Below are 19,215 nucleotides of genomic sequence, written 5' to 3'. Positions count from 1 at the left end.
CCCCGTGCGCGCCCCGCGCCCTTGTCCAAACCCCCCCGGGGCCCGCGGGCCCCCCCCCCCCCCCACGGAGTGGGGGTCGACCCATGCGCTCAGTGCCCTTCCGATGTCCGTTCGCGGCGACTGCCAGGTGGTTCCCCCACTCCGTCTCGGCTTCGCCGAGCCACCTCTCCCCCCTCCGGAGGGAGAGGAAAGGAGCCTGGCTGGGACAGCGCCAACGTCCGGAAAGATGGGGGGGGAGCGCCCCGGCCGTAAGCACAGGTCCTGCACGAAAACTGCACATCCCTGCGGAAAACCTCCTCCGCTCCGCCCCGCCGTTTCCATGCGAGCCCGCGACAACAGCGGCATGCAACAGCGAAACGCTCACCTTTGGTCCTTGCCCTATCGCCTGCGCAGCGAAAGCTGGTGGTTGGTCGATCCGCCCCGGGCGGCGGCCCGCCCTTACCTGGAAGCGAGCCTGCTCCCTTTTATCCGCCCACCGGCCGAGCGGACCCAGCCCATCAGGAAAATCCGCGCATGACATCGTTTGCAAGCTTTTCCAGCCGCTTCGGCATCGCCGTCCTGCTCGTGGCGCTGGCGGATTTTTTCTTTTACGGCCAGCCCGCCGGGATCACGGTGCTGCTGTTTGCCATCCTGATCGCCGGCGCGGTGGTCGCTGTGCATCCTGCCGCGCTGAATTCCACCCGACCCTGGCTCAAGCCGGCCGCTTTGTTCGTCGCGCTGCTGCCGCTGGCCGAGAACGTCAGCCCGCTGTCGGTGGCGATAGCTGTCGTGGCGCTGGTGGTGTTTGCGCTGTCCCTGTCCGGGCGGCTGCGGCACGGCATCGCCCGCATTGCCGGCCAGGTCGCGCTGTTCCTGCTGGCGGCGCCGCTGCGCCTTATCCGTGACTTTTTCCAATGGCGCCGCACGGTGCGCCGGCTTGGCGGCCGCCGCATCCGCCTGGCGTCCATCATCGTCTGGGTCATGCCGGTGACGCTGGGCGCGGTGTTCCTGTTCTTGTTCGGCGCCGCCAATCCGGTCATCGAATACTGGCTGTCGCTGATCGACCTGATGAAGCTGCTCGATCTCATCCAACTGGCGCGGATCGTCTTCTGGCTGTTCGTGCTCGCCGGCGTCTGGGCTTTCCTGCGGCCTCGCCTGCCGCGTTTCCCGCGCCGCCTTCCACGCCGCCTTCCACCTTTGGCGCCGCCTGCAGCCGTGGCCGCACCGGCTGCGACCAAACCCGCCACAACGATCGAGGACGTCGTCTTCGGCAAGGCCGCGATCTTGCGCGCGCTGATCGTCTTCAACGCCCTGTTTGCGCTGCAGACCGGGCTCGACGCCGCCTATCTCTGGGGCGGGGTCGCCCTTCCCGACGGGTTGAGCTATGCCGCTTATGCGCATCGCGGCGCCTATCCGCTGATCGCCACCGCGCTGCTGGCCGCCGGCTTCGTGCTGGCGGCGCTGCGGCCGGGCAGCGAAACGTCAAGCGATCCGCTGATCCGCCGGCTGGTCTATGCCTGGGTGGCGCAGAACATCGTGCTGGTCATTTCGTCGATTCTCAGGCTCGGTCTCTATGTCGGCGTCTATGCATTGACCTACTGGCGCATCGCGGCTTTCGTCTGGATGGGGTTGGTGGCGTCAGGGCTTGCACTGATCATTGCCCGCATCGCGCTTGGAAAATCCAACGAATGGCTGCTCTCCGCCAATCTTGCGACGCTATCGGCGACGCTTTATGCCTGCTGCTTCATCAACTTCGCCGCAACGATCGCCAATTTCAATGTCGACCATTCCCTTGAAATGACCGGCGACGGCACGCCTATCGATACCGAATATCTGCGCTCGCTCGGCGCTGCCGCCATGCCGGCGCTGGACCGCCTCTACATGCACCAATTCGGAAACCAAACCACCTATCTGGCCGACCAAATGATGATCGACGACACTATCGCCGAGCAGAAGCAGTGGCGCGCCTGGAGCTTTCGCGGCTGGAGGCTCGTGCAGGTTCTCGACAAGAGAGGTTCGCTCGTGCTTCCTCCACCTACCCAGCCCTTGCAACCTTCAGTGCCGGACCGTTAGATCCATGCCGCATCAGATCCTGGTCGCCGACGACGATCCGCACATTCGCGAGATCATCTGCTTTGCGCTGGAGAAGGCCGGCATGAAGACGCAAGCCGTGTCCGACGGCGCCGCGGCCCTGCAGGCGATCGAGCGCCGCGTGCCCGATCTCGTCGTGCTCGACATCGGCATGCCGGAGATGGACGGGCTGGAAGTCTGCCGGCGGCTGAGGCAACGCTCCGACGTGCCGGTTCTGTTCCTGTCCGCGCGCGACGAAGAAATCGATCGCATCCTCGGGCTCGAAATGGGCGGCGACGACTATGTGACGAAACCGTTCAGCCCGCGCGAGCTGGTGGCGCGCGTCAACGTCATCCTGCGCCGCGCCCGCCCGGTGGCCCCGGACCCCGCCGGTGCCAAGAACTTTGCGCATGGCAAGCTCAGCCTGGTGCCGGCCAGCCATGGCGCCAGTTTCGACGGCAAGGCGCTGGCGCTGACGGCGATCGAATTCTCGATCCTGAAAGGATTTCTGGCGCGGCCGGCGCATGTGCTGGGGCGCGACCTGGTGGTCGCTAGCGCCTATGCCGCCAACATCCATGTCGCCGACCGTACCGTCGATAGCCACATCCGCAACATCCGCGCCAAGCTGGCGGCGGCAGGCTGTCTCGACGCCATCGAAACCGTGCATGGCGTCGGTTTCCGGCTTGGCCGATGCGGCGCCTGAGCGACGCCAAATGGATCGGCACCAAATGGCGGCCAAGGCTGGCCACGGTGGTCCTCGCCATCCTCATCATGGTGCTGGCGCTGCCGCTGGTCGGCTTGTTCTTCTTCCGGCTTTATGAAAACCAGCTGATCCGCCAGACCGAGGGCGAGTTGATCGCGCAAGGCGCCGTCATCGCCGCCATCTATGCGCAGAATATCAGTGACGCCGCCATTGCCCCGGAGAAGCTTGGGGTGCCGATGCAGGCTGACAGCGGCGAAGCCAGCCGCGGCGACGACACGCCTTACCAGCCGATCGAGCCGAGCCTCGATCTCGCCTCCGACTATTTGCTGCCGACCCGGCCCGCCGGCGTCGCTGCCGCCACCGATCCGGCCTTTGCAGCGATCGGCGCGCGGCTGTCGGGCATTCTCGACACCACGCAGAAAACCACCCTGGCCGGCTTCCGGCTGCTTGACCCGCATGGCGTCGTCATTGCCGGGCGCGACGAGGTCGGCCTGTCGCTGGCCAATGTCGAAGAGGTGCGCACCGCCCTTGCCGGCCACTACGCCAGCGTGTTGAGACAAAGAATTCCCGACCAGCCGCCACCGCCCCTCTATTCGGTCAGCCGCGGCACGAAAGTTCGCGTCTTTGTCGCCATGCCGATCGCGGTCGACGGCCATGTCGCCGGCGTGATCTACCTGTCTCGAACGCCGAACAACATCGTCAAGCATCTCTATGGTGAGCGCGGCAAGGTGACGCTGGCGGCTATCGCCATGCTCTTCGGCATGCTGCTGATCGCGCTGGTGTTCCTGCGCACCGTCAGCCGGCCGATCTACGCGCTGATGGAGCGCACGAGGCGCATCGCCGCCGGCGACCGCGACGCGATCCGGCCGCTCGACCATCACGGCACGCGCGAAATGGCCGAGCTGTCCGCGGCCTTTCTCGACATGGCCGAAAAGCTGCAGGCGCGCTCCGACTCGATCCAGACCTTTGCCACCCATGTCTCGCACGAGCTCAAATCGCCGCTGACGGCGATCCAGGGCGCGGCCGAGCTTTTGCGCGAGTCCGGCGAGGCGATGGACGCGGCCGAGCGCAAGCGGTTTTCCGGCAACATCGTCAACGATGCCGGAAGGCTCAATCTGCTGGTGCGGCGCCTGCTCGATCTGGCGCGCGCGGAAAACCTGGCGCCGAGCGGCGAGAGCACATCGCTCGATGCGGCGCTGGCATTGCTGCCGGTGGACGGCAGGCTGGCTGTGGCCATCGAGACGGGCGGCGAAATCGGTCTGCGCATCTCGGCTGAGAATGCGGCGATCGTGCTTGCCAACCTGATCGACAATTCCGCCAGGCACGGCGCGACCCAGGTTTTGCTGGCGGCTGCCAGCGCCGAAGGCAAGGTGACCATTGCGGTCAGCGACGACGGCGCCGGCATCTCGCCGAGCAACAGGGCACGCATTTTCGAGCCGTTCTTCACCACGCGGCGCGAGTCCGGCGGCACCGGCATGGGCCTCGGCATAGTGCTGGCCCTCCTGAAAGCGCATGCTGGCACGATCGCGCTGGTTGACTCCGGGCGCGGCACGCGCTTCGAGATCATTGTGCCGGCGGCGTGAAGGATGCCGGCGGCCGGATCGGAGAACAAAGTGCGCTACGACACCGTCATCATCGGCGGAGCCATCGTCGGCTCCTCGGTCGCCTATTATCTGCGCGAGGAAGGCTTTTCCGGCTCAATCGCGCTGATCGAACGCGACCCGCAATTCGCCCATGCGGCAACGACGCTGTCCATGGCCTCGATCCGTCAGCAATTCTCGATTCCGGAAAATATCCGGCTGTCGCAGTTCACGCTAAACCTTTTCCGGCGGCTGAAGGAGACCTTCGGCACCGATGCCGATATCGGTTTTCGCGAAGGCGGCTATCTCATCCTGGCCGGCGAGGCCGGGTTGCCGATCCTGAAAGCCAACCACGAGGCGCAGGTCGCCGAGGGCGCCGACATTCTGCTCGAGGATGCCGACCAGCTGGCAAAGCGCTTTTCGTGGCTGTCGACGGAAGGCATCAGCGCCGGCGCCTTCGGCCGCACCGGCGAGGGCTGGTTCGACGCTCATGCGATGCTGACGCTGTTTCGCAAGGCATTGCGTGACAGACAAATAGATTTCATCGCCGCCGATGTCACCGGCATCGAGAGGCAGGGCAACCGCGCCACCGGAGTGGACCTCGACAATGGCGAAAGACTGCAAGCCGGCATCGTCGTCAATGCCGCCGGGCCGAATGCCGGCAAGGTGGCCGGCATGGCGGGACTCGTCCTGCCCGTCGAGCCGCGCAAGCGCAACGTTTTCGTCTTCGAGGCGCGGGAAAAATACGCCGACATGCCGCTGCTGGTCGACCCATCCGGCATCTATGTCCGGCCTGAAGGCTCGGTCTATCTCACCGGCGGCGCCGAGCCGGAGGAGGGCGATGGCCCCGCCGACGCCCGGGATTTCGACGTCGACTGGCCGCTGTTCGAAGAGGTGATCTGGCCCGTGCTGGCAACCCGTATCCCTGCCTTCGAGGCGATCAAGCCGACACGCGCCTGGGCCGGCCACTACGACTACAACACGCTCGACCAGAATGCGGTGATCGGCCCGCATCCCGAGGTCGGCAATTTCATCTTCGCCAACGGATTTTCAGGCCACGGCCTGCAGCAGGCGCCGGCCGTCGGCAAGGCGCTGGCGGAGTTGTTGGTGCATGGCGGGTATCGGACGGTGGATTGCTCGGCGTTTGGGTACGCCAGAGTGGCTGAGGGAAGGGCGTTCCGGGAATTGAATGTGATTTGAGGCGGCAAAAGCTCACTGTCGAGTTCCTGCCTACCCCCCTCTGCCCTGCCGGGCATCTCCCCCGCAAGGGGGGAGATTGGCAGCTTCGGCGAAGGCGCCATTCTTGCAACGTCGGCGATTGGCGAAAGCGGTCGCGGCATCTGATCTCCCCCCTTGCGGGGGAGATGGCCGGCAGGCCAGAGGGGGGTGCTGTCCCGCGAGAGTCTAAGCAACCATCGCACTGACAGCCATCGCGTTGCCCAGTGCATGCCCGGCAGCCGTGTTGTCGAAAATGCCCCAGACCTCGGCACCGGAAGCGGCCGCTGCTTCCACTTGCCGCGCAAACCGGTCGAGCGTTTCGGCATCGTAACCCGAATGGTAGATGCGCGGCGCGCCGTGCCAGCGGAAATAGGCAAGGCCGGGCGAGCCACCCGGCCCTGCTGCCTCAGGGACCGGGGTCGGGTCAACGGCAACGCGCGTGATCCGGTTGTCAACAAGGAGTGCGTCGGCCTCGGCGCCGAACCAGCTGGGATGGCGCGGCTCGCATGCCAGCCTTGCCAGGCTACGCCTGCCCAACATGTTGAAGAAGCCGCCGGCGACCTCCGGCTCGAAGGGCAGGCTTGGCGGCAGCTGCACCAGAAGCACGCTCAGCTTTTCGCCGAGACCTTCGACCTGCCCGAGAAAGTCCTCTGTCAGCCCCTCGCAATCGGCGAGGCGATGCTCATGGGTCATGCTCTTCGGTGCCTTGACCGCGAAACGGAAGTGCTCCGGCACGGCGTGCGCCCAGCGCTCATAGGTCTCGCGGCGGTGCGGCTTGTAGAACGTGGTGTCGATCTCGACGGCCGGAAAGCGTTTTCCGTAACGTTCGAGATGCGAACCGGATTGCGGAAAGTCAGCCTTGTATCGAGACGGAATTCCCCAGCCGGCGGTGCCTATCAGAGATCGGCGATTTCCCATCCTGCGGATTTGGACCGGATGAAGCGCGGGTCAAGGGCGACAAAGGAGGCGTTGCTCCGCGGTGTCCTGAACACCGTTCCGCATTGCCGAGAACCTTGCCCGCCTTGACTGCCCAACCCGATCGGCAATTGCGCTCGACGCTCGTCAGCCCTCGCGGGAGAACCAGAACGCGTCGGCCATTCGCGTCATGCCGATACGCTCATAGAAGCCGACGGCGTCGGGCATCGAGATCAGGCTGATGGCGACCGAAGGCCCAAGCTGCCGGCGGGCCTCGTCCATCAGGCCCTTGCCGATGCCGACGCCTTGCACCGATTGCGACACGGCGAGCTCTGAGACGTAGCACACCCAGGAAAAATCGGTGATGGCCCTGATAACGCCGATCAGCGGCCTGCCTTCGATGTCGAGCCGCGCGGTGAGCACCAGGTTCGCGCCCGAAAGCATCGCCTGTAGCCGGGCGTCGTCATCGACGGGGCGTGTTTCGCCGAGCGTGGATTCGACCAGCACGCGGCGGAACTCGGCGACGTCGAGCTCAGGCTCCCTGGCATAGATAATCTTCGATTGTGCGGTCATGGGCGTAAGGTGCACCAGCGGCGGCCGGTTTTAAAGACGTTTGCCGCCGATCTTTCGATCGGGCCGCGCACCAACAGTTGCCTTTTATTTGCCGGCGGCTTTGTGTAAACCGGGCGCAGCAAACCCTGACGCAACGAATTATCGATCAAGAACGGGCAAAAGCCATGGAAAAATTCACCAAGCTCACCGGCGTCGCCGCACCGATGCCGATCGTCAATGTCGACACCGACATGATCATCCCCAAGGATTATCTCAAGACGATCAAGCGCACCGGGCTCGGCAGCGGCCTGTTCGCCGAAATGCGCTACAAGGACGATGGCTCGGAAAACCCCGACTTCGTGCTCAACAAGCCAGCCTACCGCAAGGCGCAGATCCTGGTCGCCGGCGACAATTTCGGCTGCGGTTCGAGCCGCGAACACGCGCCGTGGGCGCTGCTCGATTTCGGCATTCGCTGCGTCATCTCGACCTCGTTCGCCGATATTTTCTACAACAACTGCTTCAAGAACGGCATCCTGCCGATCACCGTCAGTCCGGAAGATCTGGAGAAGCTGATGGACGACGCCTCGCGCGGCTCCAATGCGACGGTTTCGGTCGACCTCGAGGCCAAGGAAATCCGCGGACCGGATGGCGGCGTGGTCACCTTCGACCTCGACGACTTCAAGCGCCACTGCCTGCTGAACGGCCTCGACGATATCGGCCTGACCATGGAGAAGGCCGGCGCCATCGCCTCGTTCGAGAAGAAGAACGCTGCCGAGCGTCCTTGGGCCTGAGTGGTACGAGATGGCCCGGCCGCCACAAAGCCGGGTTCGTGGCGGCTGAACGGAGGGGACAGTCATGACACGTTTTCTTCTTGCCGGCGCCTGCGCGCTGGCGTGGATGCTGATGCCGGTGGCCGGCGCGCAAGCACAGACCGACAAGATACTCGTGCCGGCAGAAGATCCGTCCGCCGCCGATCCGGGCGCGTCGAACAATGCGGCCCTGGCGGACGATGACAGCCAGGGGCCGGTACCGTTCGAGGGCGGGCAGCTGACCATTACCGAGCCAGAGCAGGATGGCGAGAAGGTGCTGGCCTATGACGGCAAGCAGCTGGCCAGCAATTATGACGTGTTCTTCGACAGAACAGTCAAGGTCGGCGGCGTCAACGTGGCGCTGGTCGATGTTGGCGACGGCGGCAACCAGTGCGGCCCGGCCAAGGTCATCGTCTGGAAACCGGAAGGCGGCGAGATACAAAGCCTCAAGGTCGAACAGGACGAATGCGGCGCGCCGCCGGCGGCGGTGGCCGACAACGCCATCTATTTCGTGCCGTATCTGTTGCCGGGCGATACGAAGCAAGCGCTGCAATGGTCGCCCAGCGACGGGCTGACGATCTCGGGCGACCTGACCTACGCGCCGGAGCCGGGTACGGACTGGAAGGACGTCGATCCGGCCAAATACCAGAACATCATCGACGCCTTCCACAATGAGGCCGTCTACAAGGCGGCGCAGACGCTGCTCGGCGACACCATGCCCGACATGGCGACCAGCCTGCTGGTCGGCGGCGGCACCGAAAAGACGGCCTCGGGCGCCTTCTACGCCACCGGCTGCGTGCCGCACGCATGCGGCAGCAATGACGGTTTCATGGCGGTCGACCCGGCCAACCACACGCTCTACTTCGCCCGCCGCGGCGACAATGGCGAGCCGCAGGCCTGGCCTGACGTGAAGACCTGGCCTGCGGATGTGAAGGAAGCAATGGACAAGGCGCAGGAGTCGGGGAACTAGGGTTCGCGGCAGCGCGGCGAACACTCGGTGTTCATGCTTGTTCCGTCGCGATCCGTCACACCCCCCTCTGCCCTGCCGGGCATCTCCCCCTCATCAAGGGGGAGATCAGACGTTACTCTGGCTTCGCCAATCGCAAATGTGGAAAGCGAGAAAGGCGTCCGAACTGCTAATCTCCCCCCTTGAGGGGGAGATGGCCGGGAGGCCAGAGGGGGGTGCTGTCCCGCCGACGACCAAGATTTGCACCTGACTTGGCCCATGGCCTGGCCGGCCCTTTCCTGCAAAGTGTCCGAAACCACAGCGAGGCTCCATGCGCACACTCATCTCCACCGGTTCGCCCTTCGAAAAAACCGCCGGCTATTCGCGCGCGGTGGTGCAGGGCGACTGGTGCTTCGTGTCGGGAACGACCGGCTACGACTATGCGACGATGACCATGCCGGAAACGGTGGAGGCGCAGACGCGCAATTGCCTGGCGACCATCGCCGAGGCGCTGAGGGATGGCGGCTTCGACATGGCCGATGTGGTGCGGGCGCATTACTACATCACCGACCAGGCCATCGCGGACGTCGTCTTCCCCATCCTCGGCGAGGCTTTCGGCGAGATCAGGCCGGCGGCGACGATGATCGTGTGCCAGCTCAACAAGCCGGAAATGAAGATCGAGATCGAAGTCACGGCGCTGCGGCGTACGGCTTGAGGAGGCAAAGCCATGACGGTCCGGCGCATCGTAGCCAATATCGGGACGCAGGACGCGGCGGCGGCGAAACGCTTCTACCAGGACGTGCTTGGCCTAGATGTGCTGATGGATCAGGGCTGGATCGTCACCTACGGGTCCGACGAACGGATGCAGGTGCAGATCAGCTTCATGGCCCAGGGCGGCTCCGGCACGCCGGTGCCGGACCTGTCGATCGAGGTCGACGATGTCGATGCGGCGCTGCAAGGCATGAAGGCCGCCGGCTTCGCCATCGAGTATGGTCCGGCCGACGAACCCTGGGGCGTACGGCGGTTTTATGTGCGCGATCCATTCGGCCGGTTGGTGAATATTTTGTCGCATAAGTGATTTGTTCCTCTCCCCCGCCTCTGGCCACGGCGAGGAACCCAGGTCTTGAGAGGCGGGCGCCGTCGTAGCGTTCTTCATCCCCTTGCGCTGCAAGCTCTTGGCGTTTAGCAAGGCCGCGGTTTCTCCAACAGCATTGGGACGGTTCTCCATGGCTTCGAAAAATCTTCTCCTGCTCGCCGGCGACGGCATCGGCCCCGAGGCGATGGCCGAGGTGAAGAAGCTGATCGCGGCCATGAACGCAAAGCTCGGCAGCGGTTTTGCCACTGATGAAGGCTTGGTCGGCGGCTGTGCCTACGACGCGCATGGCGCGGCGATTTCGGATGCCGACATGGCAAAGGCGATGGCTGCGGACGCCGTGCTGTTCGGCGCCGTCGGCGGGCCGAAATGGGACAAGGTGCCTTACGAGGTGCGTCCCGAGGCCGGGTTGCTACGGCTGCGCAAGGATATGGAGCTGTTCGCCAATCTCCGGCCCGCCATCTGCTATCCGGCGCTGGCCGCGTCGTCCTCGCTGAAGCAGGAAGTCGTCGAGGGCCTCGACATATTGATCGTGCGCGAGCTTACCGGCGGCGTCTATTTCGGCGAGCCGAAGCAGATCATCGATCTCGGCAACGGCCAGAAGCGCGGCATCGACACGCAGGTCTACGACACGTTCGAGATCGAGCGCATTTCCGGCGTCGCCTTCGAGCTGGCGCGCACGCGCAAGAACCACGTGACATCGATGGAAAAGCGCAACGTCATGAAATCCGGGGTGCTGTGGAACGAGGTCGTCACCCAGACCCAGAAGACTCGCTATGCCGACGTCAAGCTCGACCACATGCTGGCCGATGCCGGCGGCATGCAGCTGGTGCGCTGGCCAAAGCAGTTCGACGTCATCGTCACCGACAATCTGTTCGGCGACATGCTGTCCGACATCGCCGCCATGCTGACCGGATCGATCGGCATGCTGCCGTCGGCCTCGCTCGGCGCGCCCGATGTGAAGACCAAGAAGCGCAAGGCGCTGTACGAGCCGGTGCACGGCTCGGCGCCCGACATTGCGGGACAGGGCATCGCCAACCCGATCGCCATGATCGCTTCGTTTGCCATGTGCCTGCGCTACTCCTTCGGCATGGTCGATGAGGCCGACAAGCTCGAAGGCGCCATAGCCGCCGTGCTCGACGACGGGCTGCGGACGAAGGATATTTTGTCCGAGGGCATGACCGAAGTCGGCACTGTCGCAATGGGCGATGCCGTCATCGCCAAGTTCCTGGCTTAGCGGCCGACTCAGCGGATCTCGCCGGCCAGCCGTTTCAGCAGGCCGACGAGTTGCGCCTCATCCACGGCTGAGAAAAAAGCAGCGTCGGCGGCTTCGACGGCGACGATAGCGCGCTGGACTGCGGCCGTCCCCGTCGTGGAGACGCGGATCACCTTGGCGCGGGAATCCCGCGGGTTGGTGTCCCGCACAATCAGTCCCTTTGCCTCGAGCCGGGCGACGACGTCCGATGTCATCTTCACCTCGGTGCCGGCCTGGGCGGCGAGCTGCACCTGGTTGGGCGGCTCGCCATAGCGGCCGAGCCACATCGCCGAAGCCAGCAGCACGAACTGGACATGGGTAAGGTCAAGCGGGGCCAGCGCCGCCGTCATGACGCGCTGCCAGCGCATGGTTGTTCGCCAGAGCAGCAAGCCGGGGCTCTCGGATGGTCCGCTGAAGCGCGTGTTCAGATCCCCCCGATCAGCCACCGTTCGCCAACACCCTTGCCTGCTCGAACAGTTTGGCCATCGAAGTGTCGAAATCGCCGCTGATCTGCGGCCCGAGCTCTGGTCCGACCTCGGCGGCCGATGGGCCGGAAATCTCGAGGCGATGAGTCACTTGAGTGCCACCCTCGACCGGCGTCAGCGTATGCCTGAACAGCAGTTTCGTGTCGCCGGACGAGGTCTCGTCCGCATAGGTTACAGCGTCGACGAGGTCGACGATCGTTTTCGATCGTCGATTTGATGATTGCACAGATTATCTGTGCACAGACTACATGGCAAGAGAAATATTTCGTCGTTCGGTCAAAACAGCAGCTGCCTTCCCGGCTGCGACCTAAGCCATTGTTATAGCACGGCTGTCCGCAAACAGCCGGCTGCTCATTTCTTGGTGCGGGTCTAGGCTCCGCCTCCTCCAGGCACCGGCCCCCACTGGTTTTCGTGGGCCTGGGTCGGGATCAATCCGAGTATCAGCGCGAGGATCAGCGTAGCCGGAGCGAACATGAAGGTGATTGCGAAGTAAGGTATTGCCAGCCAGCCGGTCAGGCCGATGTCGTGCAAGCGGCGCACGACGAGCCCGACCCAAGGCAGGAACGTCGCTAGCCAAAACAGCCCCCAGACGCCGATCATCACAATCGGCCAGTTGCCGGCATCGAAATTGCCGACGGCCTGGTCGGCGAGGGCGCCGGCAATTCCGACCAGGATGAAGCTGACGGTCCAGAACAGGCAGTAGCCCCAGAATTCCTTGCGGCGGGCGCGTTCGGCGAAGTTGATGTAGTTGCGCGTCACGCCTCGCCAGAAATAACCCGGCAGTCCGCTATCGCGAACCGCGCCGTCTTCCGCCAGGCGGCCGAAATGCTGTGGGGCGGCTGAAGCGGCAGCCGCCTTGGGCGGCGCGGCGCTTGCCGCTGGCGCAGCGGTGGCGGGACTGGCGGGCTGGGCGCGGATTGAAAAAACGTCGCGCGCCTGACCGCTTGCCGGCAGAAACTCGACCACAGCGCCGTTCGCGATCACGGTATCACGGCGCAGATCCTCGCGCGCGAAGGTGTAGCGGTTGCCGTCCGCCCCGGTGATGAAGCCGAAACCCTGGGCCTCGTCATAGTGAAGAACTTCGCCGCGCATTTAGCCTCGCCCCCGTGCAGGCACAGACTGTTCAAAGTTGCGGCGGACTGCAAGGGGGTGGACGAAATGGAGGGCGAACGGTTCAGGCATGAGTTGCTTTATTTTCCGGTGCGTTGGCGCTGCCCCTCACCTGCCTGCCGGCATCCTCTCCCCGTATAGTGACGAGGAGAGGGGTCGCTGTTATCGACGATTCCGCCAATCACCAACGCTGCAAGAAGAGCGCCAAGGCTGCGGTCCGCCCTTTCTCCCGTCACTATACGGGGAGAAACGCCAGGCAGGGCAACGAGGGGCAGCGCCTGCATTTGTAATTGGCCGATAAGAGCCTCAAACCGGCCGCTTCTTCGGCTTCTTGTTCTTCGGCGGTCCCGCCTTGTCGAATTTCGGTTTCCCGGCCCAAGGCTTTGCATCGCCGGCGGGCCGTTCCCGCTTCTCGAATTTCGGCTTGTGTGCGCTTTGCGGCGCCTCGAACGGGCGCTTGCCGCGATGCGGCTTCTTGTCGGGCTTCGGCGCCTGGTAGCCGGCGCGCGACAGGTCGGGCGTGCCGTCCAGCCGCTTCACCACGATGTTGCCCTGCAGCTTCTTGTCGGGGCCGATGGCAGCGAGGAAGCGATCGGCCCAGTCGGCCGCGATCTGCACGTAGGTCTCATCCTGCTGCATCTTGATGGAGCCGATCTCGCGCTTGGAGATGTTGCCGGTGCGGCACAGCATCGGGATCAGCCAGCGCGGCTCGGCATTCTGCTTGCGCCCGATCGACAGCGAGAACCAGACACTGTCGCCGAAATCGTCGCGCCGGCTTGGCGCTTCATCGCGGCGCTCGAATTTTTCGCCCGCCGGTTTGTCACGCGAAGGCGTGAACGGTGCGACATCCGTAAGCTCCTCGGGCGCCGAGCGGCTGGCGCGGCATTGGCGCACGAAGGCGGCGGCCACCTGTTCGGCGCCATGCCTGGCCAGAAGCGCGTCGATGAAGCCGCGCTCGTCCTCGGCAATCGGCTCTTCGAAGGCTGGATCGGCAAGGATGCGCTCGTCGTCGCGCTTGATGACGTCGTCGGCGGAGGGCGGGCTCGCCCATGTCGCCTTCAGCCCGGCATTCTGCAGCAGCCGTTCGGTGCGCTTGCGGGCGCCGTTGGGCACGATCAGCGCGCTGACGCCCTTGCGTCCGGCTCGGCCGGTTCGGCCGCTGCGGTGCAGCAGCGTTTCGGGATTGGTCGGCAGATCGGCGTGGATGACCAGTTCGAGATTGGGCAGGTCGATGCCGCGCGCTGCAACGTCCGTGGCAATGCAGACCTTGGCGCGGCCGTCCCGCATCGCCTGCAGCGCGTGGGTGCGTTCGTTCTGGCTGAGCTCGCCCGACAGTGCCACGACGGAAAAATTGCGGTTGTTGAAGCGCGCCGTCAGGTGATTCACGGCGGCGCGGGTGTTGCAGAACACCAGCGCGTTCTTCGCTTCGTAAAACCGCAGCACATTGATGATGGCGTTCTCGCGGTCGGGATAGGCGACATTCAGCGCCCGGTACTCGATATCGAGATGCTGCTTTTCCTCGCCGCCGGCCGAGATGCGTACGGCGTCGCGCTGATAGCCTTGCGCCAGCGTGGCGATCGAGCGCGGCACGGTGGCCGAAAACATCAGCGTGCGGCGCTGAGCCGGTGCGGCATCGAGGATGAATTCGAGGTCCTCGCGAAAGCCGAGGTCGAGCATCTCGTCGGCCTCGTCCAGCACCACGGCTTTCAGCGCCGACATGTCGAGGGAGTTGCGGGTGATGTGGTCGCGCAGGCGGCCGGGCGTGCCGACGACGATGTGGGCGCCGCGCTCCAGCACGCGCCGTTCGGAGCGCATGTCCATGCCGCCGACGCAGGACGCGACGGTGGCGCCGGTCGGCGCGTAGAGCCATTGCAATTCGCGCATCACCTGCAGAGCGAGCTCGCGCGTCGGCGCCACGGCCAGCGCCAGCGGTGCGCCAGCCTGGTCAAAACGCTCGGCGCTTCCAAGAAGGGTCGGCGCCAAAGCGAGGCCGAAGGCGACGGTCTTGCCTGAGCCGGTCTGCGCCGACACCAGAGCGTCGGACTCGCCGAGCTCCAGCACGGCCTTCTGCACTGGCGTCAGCTCGGTATAGCCGCGTTTTTCCAGCGCTTCTGCCAGCGCAGGAACAATAGCTTCGAAATTGGACATCTCACTCTTTCGGAATTCAGGGTCTGGGCTCATCATGGAGCACATGCCGGGGCTGACGCACGCCAGCCAAACACTATTTGGGCGTTCGTACTTCTTGCGGCCGCTATTGTACAGGGCAGGCGTGTGCCTGGCCGCAATTGACTCCTGACGCAAACCGCGTAAAAGCCGGCATCGAACGGGATCATTTTCGATGCGCGGCCTTCTGATGGCTCTTCTTGCCTTCGACTTCCCCGGCCACAATCATGGGGCCGGGCGCGTTGGCGCGTCTTACCGTTCCAGCAAAACTATGGCCAAAACCACCACCAAAACGGTGTGATTCCCTTGGCCTAACCACCCTCTCCCGGGTCCGGCCCGGGGGACGAAACCCGCATTGGCCGGCGGGTTTTCTCCAAAAACCAAGCGGAGAGGGACAGGAGATTTCTGATGAGTTTCAAAGTTGCGGTAGTCGGCGCCACGGGCAATGTGGGTCGCGAAATGCTCAACATACTGGAAGAGCGCGGCTTTCCGGTAAGCGAAGTCGTGGCGCTGGCCTCGCGGCGCAGCCAGGGCACCGAAGTGTCGTTCGGCGACCGTTCGCTGAAGGTCAAGACGCTCGACCAGTATGATTTTTCCGACACCGACATCTGCATCATGTCGGCCGGCGGCAACGTCTCGAAGGAGTGGTCGCCGAAGATCGGCAAGCAGGGCTGCGTCGTCATCGATAACTCGTCGGCCTTCCGCTACGACCAGGACGTGCCGCTGATCGTGCCGGAAGTGAACCCGGATGCGATCTCGCTGTTCACCCGCAAGAACATCATCGCCAATCCGAACTGCTCGACGGCGCAGCTGGTCGTGGCGCTGAAGCCGCTGCACGATGTCGCCACCATCAAGCGCGTCGTCGTCGCCACCTATCAATCGGTATCCGGCGCCGGCAAGGAAGGCATGGACGAACTCTTTACACAGACCCGCGCGGTGTTCGTCGCCGATGGCGTCGAGGTCAAGAAGTTCACCAAGCGCATCGCCTTCAACGTCATTCCGCATATCGACGTCTTCCTCGACGACGGCTCGACCAAGGAAGAGTGGAAGATGGTCGCCGAGACCAAGAAGATGCTCGACCCCAAGATCAAGCTGACGGCGACCTGTGTGCGCGTGCCGGTGTTCATCGGCCATTCCGAAGCCGTCAACATCGAGTTCGAAAAGCCGATCACCGCCGACGAGGCGCGCGATATCCTGCGCGAAGCGCCGGGCTGCCAGGTCTTGGACAAGCGCGAGGATGGCGGCTACATCACGCCGCTGGAATCGGCCGGCGAGGACGCCACCTTCATCTCGCGCATCCGCGAGGATTCGACCATCGACAACGGCCTGTCGATGTGGATCGTCTCCGACAATCTGCGCAAGGGCGCGGCGCTCAACGCGGTGCAGATCGCCGAGCTTCTGGTCGAGCGCGGCCTGATCCAGCCGAAGAAGAAGGCGGCCTGACGGCTGGTTTGTTTTCGCTCACGGGGTTCGGCCTTCGGCCGATTCCGTTTATCGCTCACGGGCCGTATCGCCGCTGCCGCGGCTGGCCCTCCGCGGGGCGCCGGAAAGCCGGCGGCCCGTAGTCGCGGGCTCGGCCTTCGGCCGAAGCCTTCCTTCTCCCCGTTCACGGGGAGAAGGTCCCGGCAGGGGGATGAGGGCAGCGCTGACCTCTGTTGAGAAACGCCTTTGAACGATCCCACCAAAATCGTGCTGCGCCCCGCCACGGCTTTGGATGCCGCGACCATCGCCATTGTCATGCGGGCCGCACTTGGCTCGTTCTCCTGGATGCCGGTCATCCACACGCCGGATGAGGATCTTGCCTTCATCCGCGAGATCGTGCTGTCCCGGCAGCAGGTGACGGTCGCCGAGGCCGGCACCGGCATTGTCGGCTTCATTGCCCTGAGCGGCGATTGGGTGGAACAGCTCTATCTCGACCCCGCCTGGACGGGGCAAGGCATCGGCAGCCGGCTGCTGGTGCAAGCGACCGCCGCGCTACGGATCGTTAAACTGCATTGCTTCCAGGCCAACACCGGCGCGCGTCGCTTCTACGAGCGCCATGGCTTTCGCCCCGAGGCGTTCGGCGCGGGCACCACCAACGAAGAAGGCCTGCCGGATATTCTCTACGTGCGTCGAGCTTGATATTCAGCCGGCGTTATCCTTGGCCAGTTGGCGCAATAACTCCATCGCTTCCTCGGCCCGCTCAGCGGGCACGAACAGATGGTCATGATAGAAAGCAGAGACCGGATTGACGCCCATGCCGGCGGCGGCCAGCCGGGCGGTGATGGCGGCGAGGAAGCCGACGGCTTCCAGCGAGGAGTGGACGTTCAGGGTGATCATGCGGCAGCGGAACGAAGCGGTCAGCCCGGCCGCCCGTGCCGCGTCCTCGGTCACGATCAGTGTCACACCCTCGCGCTCGCGAAAGACCATCACGGGATCGAGGCCTGCCTGCCGGCTGATTCCAGGTGTGAGCGTAGCGAACACGTAGACGTCCGGCAGCAGTTCCGGCGTCATCGCCGCCAGCAGCTTTTTCAGATCAGTCTCGCCGGCCATTCGCTCGTCTCTCGCCCAGCCCTATCAATAGCCGTGACTGGTGGATGTCGATAGTCCGTCAAGGTGGAGGGACAGCACCCCCCTCTGCCCTGCCGGGCATCTCCCCCGCAAGGAGGGAGATCGGCGGTTTCGATGCTCCGCTCATTCATGGAACATTGCCGAAGCGGTCGAGCGTGTAATCTCCCCCCTTGCGGGGGAGATGGCCGGCGGGCCAGAGGGGGGTGTGAAGGATCGCCACGCAGCGGCTTTTGCTTGCTGCTACCCAAAAAGAATCCGCACCCTGTAGGATCGCCGCCCCATCGCTCGTCCTTGGTCCGAAGCCAGCAAACGGCTCGAACCGCTTAGGAGGGAACACCGTGAGTATTTCTCAAACCATGCCCGTCTCGTCGGGCGCCCTGTGGACCGGCCGCGTGCTCAGCGGCCTCATCATCCTGTTCATGATCTTCGACGGCGTCATCAAGCTGCCGCCGCTCGATGTCGTCACCCAGACCATGGTGCCGCTCGGCTGGCCGGCCGATGTCAATGTCGCGCGCACGCTCGGCATTATCGGGCTGATCTCGACCGCGCTCTATGCGCTGCCCCGCACCTCGGTGCTCGGCGCCATCCTGCTCACCGGCTATCTCGGCGGCGCCATCGCCACAAACATGCGCGTCGGCAGCCCGTTGTTTTCGCACACGCTGTTTAGCGTCTATCTCGGCATCATCCTGTGGGGCGGTCTCTATCTGCGCGACCCAAGCGTGCGCGCCCTGATCCCGTTCAGCCGTTAAGCGAGGAGAAAAACATGCTCAGCACCATTCTCATCATCCTGGTCGTCATCATCGTCGCCGTGCTCATCTATGCGGCGACGAGGTCGAATGATTTCGTCACCGCCCGCACCGCCAGCATCAAGGCCGCGCCGGAAGCGATCTTTCCGCTGATCAACAATTTCAAGCACTGGCCGGAGTGGTCACCCTACGAAAAGCTCGACCCCGAGATGAAGCGCACGCTGTCGGGCGCTGATGCCGGCAAGGGCGCCGCCTACGCCTGGGAAGGCAATGCCAAGGCCGGCAAGGGACGCATGGAGATCGTCAATTCCGTGCCATCCTCGCTGGTGTCGCTGAAGCTCGACTTCGAGAAGCCGTTCCGGGCCAACAACAGCGTCGACTTCACCCTGAAGCCCTCGGGCGACACCACCGCAGTCACCTGGGCAATGCGCGGCAGCCGGCCCTTCATTGCCAAGCTTTTGGGCCTCTTCATGAATTTCGATACGCTGATCGGCAAGGATTTCGAGGCTGGCCTCGCCAATCTGAAGAAGGCCACTGAAAGGTAAAACGTCCTGCATTTCAACAAGCTCGGCGGCGGTCGTTACGAATGTGACAGGCACGCGCACCGGGATCTCTCACGTCTTCGGGATCAAATCAGCTGTCTGGGAGTTAGAGCCGTGGCGGCGAGGACGGCGATCCGCGTGAGAGAGGAACGACAATGAAAAAAGCGATGATCATTCTGGTACTGGCGACCGCACTGGGTGCGTGCTCGCAAACCGAAAAGGGTGCCGCGGTCGGCGGCCTCGGCGGCGCGGCGGTTGGCGCAGCTGTGGCAAATGATCCGGTTCAGGGCGCCGTCGTCGGCGGCGCCGTCGGCGCCGTGGCCGGCGCGCTGATCGGCCGTGCCAGCGAAAGCGGTCAATGTCGCTACCGCGGCCGCAACGGGCGCACCTACATCGCCAGCTGCCCCGACGGTTATTGAACACAGCCAGGTCCAACATCGGAAACCGGCGGCTATAGATCGCCGGTTTCGCTGTTGCCCAAGGCAGCTGGACCATGGCT

21 protein-coding genes are annotated in these 19,215 nt (G+C 64.3%); 14 read left to right on the top strand and 7 right to left on the bottom strand.

Going from position 1 to position 19,215, the window contains the following annotated elements:
• Positions 1 to 513: 513 nt before the first annotated feature.
• From NKI10_RS19365 to NKI10_RS19350, 4 genes are read left to right on the top strand one after another with little or no spacing between them, the layout of a single operon-like run.
• Positions 514 to 2,052, top strand: coding sequence for a DUF4153 domain-containing protein (locus NKI10_RS19365; RefSeq protein ID WP_352861473.1), 1,539 nt, complete (start codon positions 514 to 516; stop codon positions 2,050 to 2,052).
• A 4-nt stretch (positions 2,053 to 2,056) separates the two neighbouring features.
• On the top strand, positions 2,057 to 2,752 hold the full coding sequence (locus NKI10_RS19360; protein WP_352861471.1) for a response regulator: 696 nt from the start codon (positions 2,057 to 2,059) through the stop codon (positions 2,750 to 2,752).
• Positions 2,740 to 4,335 (top strand): sensor histidine kinase, encoded by a 1,596-nt coding sequence (locus tag NKI10_RS19355; protein WP_352861470.1) that lies wholly within the window; start codon positions 2,740 to 2,742, stop codon positions 4,333 to 4,335. Before NKI10_RS19360 ends, NKI10_RS19355 begins: the two co-directional genes overlap by 13 nt.
• A gap of 30 nt (positions 4,336 to 4,365) precedes the next feature.
• Positions 4,366 to 5,532 carry an NAD(P)/FAD-dependent oxidoreductase gene (locus tag NKI10_RS19350; protein ID WP_352861468.1) on the top strand — a complete coding sequence of 389 codons (1,167 nt, stop codon included), beginning with the start codon at positions 4,366 to 4,368 and terminating at the stop codon, positions 5,530 to 5,532.
• Between the two features lie 204 nt (positions 5,533 to 5,736).
• Here NKI10_RS19350 and NKI10_RS19345 read toward each other — a convergent pair whose 3' ends face one another.
• Together NKI10_RS19345 and NKI10_RS19340 are read right to left on the bottom strand one after the other, a co-directional pair.
• Complete coding sequence (locus tag NKI10_RS19345) at positions 5,737 to 6,468, bottom strand: DUF72 domain-containing protein (protein ID WP_352861466.1); 732 nt, start codon at positions 6,466 to 6,468, stop codon at positions 5,737 to 5,739.
• A 144-nt stretch (positions 6,469 to 6,612) separates the two neighbouring features.
• Positions 6,613 to 7,038: a GNAT family N-acetyltransferase gene (locus tag NKI10_RS19340; RefSeq protein ID WP_352861464.1), complete on the bottom strand. Its 426-nt coding sequence runs from the start codon at positions 7,036 to 7,038 to the stop codon at positions 6,613 to 6,615.
• A gap of 164 nt (positions 7,039 to 7,202) precedes the next feature.
• Between NKI10_RS19340 and leuD the strand changes: the two genes are divergently transcribed.
• The 5 genes from leuD (at position 7,203) to leuB (ending at position 11,102) form a co-directional block, all read left to right on the top strand.
• A complete protein-coding gene (gene leuD / locus NKI10_RS19335; RefSeq protein WP_023694556.1) occupies positions 7,203 to 7,808 on the top strand; it encodes a 3-isopropylmalate dehydratase small subunit in 606 nt (201 codons plus the stop codon).
• 64 nt (positions 7,809 to 7,872) lie between these two features.
• Positions 7,873 to 8,796, top strand: a complete 924-nt coding sequence (locus tag NKI10_RS19330) for an Ivy family c-type lysozyme inhibitor (protein WP_352861461.1) — start codon at positions 7,873 to 7,875, stop codon at positions 8,794 to 8,796.
• Positions 8,797 to 9,103: 307 nt separating this feature from the next.
• Complete coding sequence (locus tag NKI10_RS19325) at positions 9,104 to 9,487, top strand: RidA family protein (protein ID WP_023826853.1); 384 nt, start codon at positions 9,104 to 9,106, stop codon at positions 9,485 to 9,487.
• 12 nt (positions 9,488 to 9,499) lie between these two features.
• Entirely contained in the window at positions 9,500 to 9,850 is a 351-nt protein-coding gene (locus NKI10_RS19320; RefSeq protein ID WP_352861459.1) for a VOC family protein, read from the top strand.
• Positions 9,851 to 9,998: 148 nt separating this feature from the next.
• The gene (leuB, locus tag NKI10_RS19315) at positions 9,999 to 11,102 is read left to right on the top strand and encodes a 3-isopropylmalate dehydrogenase (protein ID WP_352861457.1); all 1,104 of its coding nucleotides are present in this window, start codon (positions 9,999 to 10,001) and stop codon (positions 11,100 to 11,102) included.
• A gap of 8 nt (positions 11,103 to 11,110) precedes the next feature.
• Here leuB and NKI10_RS19310 read toward each other — a convergent pair whose 3' ends face one another.
• The 4 genes from NKI10_RS19310 to NKI10_RS19295 all read right to left on the bottom strand — a co-directional run bounded on the left by NKI10_RS19310 (position 11,111) and on the right by NKI10_RS19295 (position 14,863).
• Entirely contained in the window at positions 11,111 to 11,488 is a 378-nt protein-coding gene (locus NKI10_RS19310) for a MarR family winged helix-turn-helix transcriptional regulator (RefSeq protein WP_023671693.1), read from the bottom strand.
• A 70-nt stretch (positions 11,489 to 11,558) separates the two neighbouring features.
• Entirely contained in the window at positions 11,559 to 11,831 is a 273-nt protein-coding gene (locus NKI10_RS19305) for an SRPBCC family protein (RefSeq protein WP_352861455.1), read from the bottom strand.
• A gap of 143 nt (positions 11,832 to 11,974) precedes the next feature.
• Complete coding sequence (locus NKI10_RS19300; RefSeq protein WP_023683826.1) at positions 11,975 to 12,697, bottom strand: DUF805 domain-containing protein; 723 nt, start codon at positions 12,695 to 12,697, stop codon at positions 11,975 to 11,977.
• A gap of 324 nt (positions 12,698 to 13,021) precedes the next feature.
• Positions 13,022 to 14,863: a DEAD/DEAH box helicase gene (locus NKI10_RS19295; protein ID WP_352861454.1), complete on the bottom strand. Its 1,842-nt coding sequence runs from the start codon at positions 14,861 to 14,863 to the stop codon at positions 13,022 to 13,024.
• A gap of 423 nt (positions 14,864 to 15,286) precedes the next feature.
• Here NKI10_RS19295 and NKI10_RS19290 point away from each other — a divergent pair, with 423 nt between their 5' ends.
• Entirely contained in the window at positions 15,287 to 16,321 is a 1,035-nt protein-coding gene (locus tag NKI10_RS19290; RefSeq protein WP_023671698.1) for an aspartate-semialdehyde dehydrogenase, read from the top strand.
• A 225-nt stretch (positions 16,322 to 16,546) separates the two neighbouring features.
• Positions 16,547 to 16,999: a GNAT family N-acetyltransferase gene (locus NKI10_RS19285; RefSeq protein ID WP_023671699.1), complete on the top strand. Its 453-nt coding sequence runs from the start codon at positions 16,547 to 16,549 to the stop codon at positions 16,997 to 16,999.
• 3 nt (positions 17,000 to 17,002) lie between these two features.
• Here NKI10_RS19285 and NKI10_RS19280 read toward each other — a convergent pair whose 3' ends face one another.
• Positions 17,003 to 17,410 (bottom strand): ACT domain-containing protein, encoded by a 408-nt coding sequence (locus NKI10_RS19280; RefSeq protein ID WP_023671700.1) that lies wholly within the window; start codon positions 17,408 to 17,410, stop codon positions 17,003 to 17,005.
• A gap of 356 nt (positions 17,411 to 17,766) precedes the next feature.
• Between NKI10_RS19280 and NKI10_RS19275 the strand changes: the two genes are divergently transcribed.
• The 3 genes from NKI10_RS19275 to NKI10_RS19265 all read left to right on the top strand — a co-directional run bounded on the left by NKI10_RS19275 (position 17,767) and on the right by NKI10_RS19265 (position 19,135).
• Positions 17,767 to 18,177 carry a DoxX family protein gene (locus tag NKI10_RS19275; protein ID WP_023687655.1) on the top strand — a complete coding sequence of 137 codons (411 nt, stop codon included), beginning with the start codon at positions 17,767 to 17,769 and terminating at the stop codon, positions 18,175 to 18,177.
• 14 nt (positions 18,178 to 18,191) lie between these two features.
• Positions 18,192 to 18,719 carry an SRPBCC family protein gene (locus tag NKI10_RS19270; protein ID WP_023805919.1) on the top strand — a complete coding sequence of 176 codons (528 nt, stop codon included), beginning with the start codon at positions 18,192 to 18,194 and terminating at the stop codon, positions 18,717 to 18,719.
• Positions 18,720 to 18,871: 152 nt separating this feature from the next.
• Complete coding sequence (locus tag NKI10_RS19265) at positions 18,872 to 19,135, top strand: YMGG-like glycine zipper-containing protein (RefSeq protein ID WP_023683830.1); 264 nt, start codon at positions 18,872 to 18,874, stop codon at positions 19,133 to 19,135.
• Positions 19,136 to 19,215 lie beyond the last annotated feature (80 nt).

The organism is Mesorhizobium sp. M0802, assembly GCF_040320115.1.
In the GTDB taxonomy this organism is placed as follows: Bacteria; Pseudomonadota; Alphaproteobacteria; order Rhizobiales; family Rhizobiaceae; genus Mesorhizobium.
The sequence above is the reverse complement of the archived record's forward strand: the minus strand, read 5'-3'. Positions and strand labels throughout refer to the sequence as shown.

Bases quoted from the DNA above. Each gene is read 5' to 3' on its own strand.
- NKI10_RS19365 (WP_352861473.1), top strand. From the start codon at position 514: ATGACATCGTTTGCAAGCTTTTCCAGCCGCTTCGGCATCGCCGTCCTG.
- NKI10_RS19310 (WP_023671693.1), bottom strand. From the start codon at position 11,488: ATGCGCTGGCAGCGCGTCATGACGGCGGCGCTGGCCCCGCTTGACCTT.
- NKI10_RS19300 (WP_023683826.1), bottom strand. From the start codon at position 12,697: ATGCGCGGCGAAGTTCTTCACTATGACGAGGCCCAGGGTTTCGGCTTC.
- NKI10_RS19340 (WP_352861464.1), bottom strand. From the start codon at position 7,038: ATGACCGCACAATCGAAGATTATCTATGCCAGGGAGCCTGAGCTCGAC.
- NKI10_RS19265 (WP_023683830.1), top strand. From the start codon at position 18,872: ATGAAAAAAGCGATGATCATTCTGGTACTGGCGACCGCACTGGGTGCG.
- NKI10_RS19345 (WP_352861466.1), bottom strand. From the start codon at position 6,468: ATGGGAAATCGCCGATCTCTGATAGGCACCGCCGGCTGGGGAATTCCG.
- NKI10_RS19355 (WP_352861470.1), top strand. From the start codon at position 2,740: ATGCGGCGCCTGAGCGACGCCAAATGGATCGGCACCAAATGGCGGCCA.
- leuD (WP_023694556.1), top strand. From the start codon at position 7,203: ATGGAAAAATTCACCAAGCTCACCGGCGTCGCCGCACCGATGCCGATC.
- NKI10_RS19360 (WP_352861471.1), top strand. From the start codon at position 2,057: ATGCCGCATCAGATCCTGGTCGCCGACGACGATCCGCACATTCGCGAG.
- leuB (WP_352861457.1), top strand. From the start codon at position 9,999: ATGGCTTCGAAAAATCTTCTCCTGCTCGCCGGCGACGGCATCGGCCCC.
- NKI10_RS19325 (WP_023826853.1), top strand. From the start codon at position 9,104: ATGCGCACACTCATCTCCACCGGTTCGCCCTTCGAAAAAACCGCCGGC.
- NKI10_RS19330 (WP_352861461.1), top strand. From the start codon at position 7,873: ATGACACGTTTTCTTCTTGCCGGCGCCTGCGCGCTGGCGTGGATGCTG.
- NKI10_RS19320 (WP_352861459.1), top strand. From the start codon at position 9,500: ATGACGGTCCGGCGCATCGTAGCCAATATCGGGACGCAGGACGCGGCG.
- NKI10_RS19295 (WP_352861454.1), bottom strand. From the start codon at position 14,863: ATGTCCAATTTCGAAGCTATTGTTCCTGCGCTGGCAGAAGCGCTGGAA.
- NKI10_RS19290 (WP_023671698.1), top strand. From the start codon at position 15,287: ATGAGTTTCAAAGTTGCGGTAGTCGGCGCCACGGGCAATGTGGGTCGC.
- NKI10_RS19280 (WP_023671700.1), bottom strand. From the start codon at position 17,410: ATGGCCGGCGAGACTGATCTGAAAAAGCTGCTGGCGGCGATGACGCCG.
- NKI10_RS19270 (WP_023805919.1), top strand. From the start codon at position 18,192: ATGCTCAGCACCATTCTCATCATCCTGGTCGTCATCATCGTCGCCGTG.